Raw genomic sequence first — 3,774 nt, forward strand, 5'->3', positions numbered from 1 at the left:
AAGAGGACGAGGCGTCCTCGCCCCCGACCGATCCGGATCGGTCGGGGCCGAGGACGCCTCGTCCTCTTCCTCTTCCGTCAGCGCCTGACCCGGTCGGTGTCGTGGGCCGCCCAACCGGCCACGGCGAACCCCGTCCCCTCCCTGCGCACTTCGGCGGCGCCCGACCCACCGAAGTGCGCGGGGACGACCAGCTCCCGCTCGTCGGCGGCCCGTTCCAGGATCCGGCGGCGGCTGGCCGCCGCCCCCGCCGGGTCCAGGCAGAAGCAGCTCGCGTGCTCCGGAGCGAGGATCTGCACGGGGCTGTGGAGGAGATCGCCGACGAAGACCGCGCGGTCGGTCCCGGAGGCCAGTCGCAGGACGGCCGAGCCCGGGGTGTGACCGGGCGCCGACTCCAGGACGAGGTTCTCGTCGATGCGGTGGGACCCGTCCCAGAGCGTGATCAGCCCCGCGCGGTGCACGGGCGCCACGCTGTCCCCGTAGATCAGCCGGTCCTCCTCCCGGAGGCCGCCGCCGTACGCGTTCTCCGGGCCGAAGTGGAAGTCGTCGGCGGCGGGGAGGAGGTACTGGGCGTTCGGGAACGCAGGCGCCCACTCCCCTGCGCCTTCGACGGAGCGCGTGTTCCAGCCGACGTGGTCCGCGTGCAGATGCGTGTTGACGACGACGTCGACGTCCTCGGGCCGGATGCCCGCCCGCTCCAGGCGGCCGAGGAAACCGTCCCGCCGCCGGTGGAAGTGCGGCGAGTGGGGCCGCTCCCGCCCGTCGCCCACGCCCGTGTCGACCAGGACGGTCCGCCCGCCGCTGCGCAGCACCCAGGTCTGCAGCGCCATGACCGCGCTGTCGCCGTCCGGCGCCCAGTGGTCCGGCGCCAGCCACTCCTCGTTGTCCTTCCACAGCTCGGCCCCGGCGCCCGGCACGAGGGTGGCGGCGGGCGCGAACGGCCCCCGCCACTCGACGATCCGGATGATCTCGACGTCCCCCAGGACGATGCTCTGTGCGCTCTCGTTCGTCATGGGATCGACAGTAGGGAGGGGCTGGTGAGCCTCTCAATGTCTGATCTGCTCTTCTGGATACGCGAGAAGCTCACGGTGGCGGTACTACGCTCCCCGTCATGGATGTCGTGAGCGATGCGATCTCGGCCGTACGGGTCGGGCGGCCCTCCTCCGACCGGGTACGGGTCGCAGGACGCTGGTGCGCCCGGCTCGCCCCGTACGAAGGGGCCGGCTTCCACGTCGTCCTCCGGGGCAGCTGCTGGCTGCTGCCCGACGGCGGCGAACCGGTCGCGCTCGGCGCGGGCGACGCCGTCCTGCTCCCGCACGGCACCGGGCACGTCATCGCCGACGCGCCCGCCGACGCGGCGACGGTCGCACGGGCGGTGTCCTTCGAGCGGTGGGCCGCCGGCAGCCGCCCTCACCCGCCCCGGACGACCGACGGCGACCGCGAGGTCGAGATGCTCTGCGGCAAGTACCGGCTCGACCGCAGCCACACGCACCCCCTGCTCGCGGAACTTCCGCCGCTCGTCCACCTGCCCGGCCGCGCCGGCCACCACCCCGAACTCCGGGCCGCCATCGGCCTGCTGGGCGGAGAGCTGGACGAGCGGCGGCCCGGCGCCTGCCTCGCGCTCCCCAGCCTGCTCGACCTGCTGCTCGTCTACATGATCCGGTCCTGGATGGCGGCCGAGAACACCGCCGGGGCGTGGCCGGCCGCCCTGGGCGACCCGGTGGCGGCCGCCGCGCTGCGCGCGCTGCACTCCGACCCGGCCGCGCCCTGGACCGTCGACCGGCTCGCGGCCGAGGCCGGCGTCTCCCGGCCCACCCTCGCCCGCCGCTTCACCGCCCTCGTGGGCCGGCCCCCGATGGCGTACCTCACCTGGTGGCGGCTGACCCGCGCCGCCGCCCTGCTCCGGGACACCGGCGACCCGCTGGCCACCGTCGCCCGCCACGTCGGCTACGCCTCGCCGTACGCCCTGTCCCACGCCTTCCGCCGCGAGTTCGGCACGACGCCGGGGCAGTACCGCAGCGGCGCGGTCACCCCTTCTGCGTCAGGTTCTTGAACGCGTCCAGGTTGCGCGTCGACTCGCCGCGCGACACCCGCCACTCGTACTCGCGCCGGATCGCCGACGCGAAGCCCAGTTCCAGGAGCGTGTTGAAGTCGCCGTCCGCCGCCTCCAGGACCGAGCCGAGCAGCCGGTCCAGTTCCTCCGGTGTGACGGCGGCCAGCGGCAGCTTGCCGGCGAGGTAGACGTCGCCCAGGGCGTCGACCGCGTAACTCACCCCGTACAGCTTGAGGTTGCGTTCGAGCAGCCAGCGGTGGACGCCCGCCTCGTTCTCGTCCGGGTGGCGGATGACGAAGGCGTTGAGGGAGAGGGAGTGGCGGCCCACCCGCAGCGACAGGGTGGTGAACAGCTTGCGCGTGCCCGGGAGCTTCACGACGTACGAGCCGGGCTCCGGGGACTCCCAGTCGAGCTCCGACTCGTCGAACGCGTCCTCGATGATCCGCCGAACGTCCTCAGCCATGGTGCGAGCGTACGCGACGGCGGTTCTCGCGCAGCCGGTGGTCGTGCATGGCGGCCGTGTACACGTCCGCCGTGCCCGAGGCCGCCGTGTCCCAGCCGAAGGAACCCGCGTGCAGCGCCGCCGCCTCGCCCATCCGGGCCGAGAGGGACGGGTCCGCCACGAAGCGGCCAAGAGCGCGGGCGTAGTCCGCCGGGTCGTGCCCCTGGACCAGGAAACCGGTCACCTCGTCCCGTACGGCCACGGGCAGGCCGCCGACCGCCGCCGCGACGACCGGGGTGCCGGCCGCCTGCGCCTCGATCGCGACCAGGCCGAAGGACTCGCTGTACGAGGGCATGACGAGGACCGACGCCGCGCGGAACCAGTCCGCCAGGCGGTCCTGGCTCACCGGCGGGTGGAAGCGCACGACGTCCGAGATCCCGAGCTTGGCGGCCAGCTTCTGCAGCTGCTCCGGCTTGGCCAGGCCGCTGCCGCTCGGGCCGCCCACCACCGGGACGACCATGCGGGTGCGAAGGGAGGGGTCCTCTTCCAGGAGCCGCGCGGCGGCGCTGAGCAGGATGTCCGGGGCCTTCAGCGGCTGTATGCGGCCGGCGAAGACCGGGATGAAGGCGTCCTGGGGGAGGCCGAGCCGGGCGCGGGCCGCCGCGCGGCCGTCGGCGGGGCGGAAGTGGTCCAGGTTGACGCCCGGGTGCACGACCGCGATCTTGCCGGGGTCCGCCTCGTAGAAGCGGGCCAGCTCGTCGGCCTCCTCGGACGTGTTGGCGATCAGCCGGTCGGCGGCGGAGACGATCTGCGTCTCGCCGATCACCCGGGCCGCGGGCTCGGGCGTGTCGCCCTCGGCGAGCGCCGCGTTCTTGACCTTCGCCATGGTGTGCATGGCATGCACGAGCGGGACGCCCCAGCGCTCGGCGGCCAGCCAGCCGACGTGGCCGGAGAGCCAGTAGTGGGAGTGGACCAGGTCGTAGTGGCCGGGCCGGTGCCCCGCCCACGCCTGCATCACCCCGTGCGTGAAGGCGCAGAGCTGCGCCGGCAGCTCCTCCTTGGCCAGACCCTCGTACGGGCCGGCGTCCACGTGCCGTACGAGCACGCCCGGGGTCAGCTCGACCACCGGGGGGAGGCCGCCGGTGGTGGCCCGGGTGAAGATCTCCACCTCGATGTCGATGGCGGCGAGTCGTTTCGCCAGCTCGACGATGTAGACGTTCATGCCGCCCGCGTCACCCGTGCCGGGCTGGTGCAGCGGCGAGGTGTGGACGCTGAGCATGGC

At 73.9% G+C, this 3,774-nt stretch carries 4 protein-coding genes; 1 reads left to right on the top strand and 3 read right to left on the bottom strand.

The window, feature by feature from the left end; translation table 11 throughout:
• Positions 1 to 77 precede the first annotated feature (77 nt).
• Positions 78 to 1,010 (bottom strand): MBL fold metallo-hydrolase, encoded by a 933-nt coding sequence (locus CCN56_RS02510; protein ID WP_086822931.1) that lies wholly within the window; start codon positions 1,008 to 1,010, stop codon positions 78 to 80.
• A gap of 98 nt (positions 1,011 to 1,108) precedes the next feature.
• On the opposite strand from CCN56_RS02510, the gene CCN56_RS02515 reads away from it, so the two are divergent.
• Positions 1,109 to 2,050, top strand: coding sequence for an AraC family transcriptional regulator (locus CCN56_RS02515; RefSeq protein WP_086822934.1), 942 nt, complete (start codon positions 1,109 to 1,111; stop codon positions 2,048 to 2,050).
• On the opposite strand, the gene CCN56_RS02520 is transcribed toward CCN56_RS02515, so the two are convergent.
• Both CCN56_RS02520 and mshA read right to left on the bottom strand, forming a co-directional pair.
• Positions 2,025 to 2,513 (bottom strand): YbjN domain-containing protein, encoded by a 489-nt coding sequence (locus CCN56_RS02520; RefSeq protein WP_086822937.1) that lies wholly within the window; start codon positions 2,511 to 2,513, stop codon positions 2,025 to 2,027. The two genes, CCN56_RS02515 and CCN56_RS02520, sit on opposite strands and share 26 nt — an antisense overlap.
• Positions 2,506 to 3,774: D-inositol-3-phosphate glycosyltransferase (gene mshA / locus CCN56_RS02525; RefSeq protein WP_086822939.1), on the bottom strand; the 1,269-nt coding region annotated here is incomplete at its 5' end. The genes mshA and CCN56_RS02520, both read right to left, overlap by 8 nt.

The organism is Streptomyces sp. NRRL B-24572, assembly GCF_002156145.1.
Classification (GTDB): Bacteria; Actinomycetota; Actinomycetes; order Streptomycetales; family Streptomycetaceae; genus Streptomyces; species Streptomyces vietnamensis.

What these genes read in the sequence shown, in the direction of transcription:
- CCN56_RS02510 (WP_086822931.1), bottom strand. Translation starts at nt 1,010, where the DNA reads ATGACGAACGAGAGCGCACAGAGCATCGTCCTGGGGGACGTCGAGATC.
- CCN56_RS02515 (WP_086822934.1), top strand. Translation starts at nt 1,109, where the DNA reads ATGGATGTCGTGAGCGATGCGATCTCGGCCGTACGGGTCGGGCGGCCC.
- CCN56_RS02520 (WP_086822937.1), bottom strand. Translation starts at nt 2,513, where the DNA reads ATGGCTGAGGACGTTCGGCGGATCATCGAGGACGCGTTCGACGAGTCG.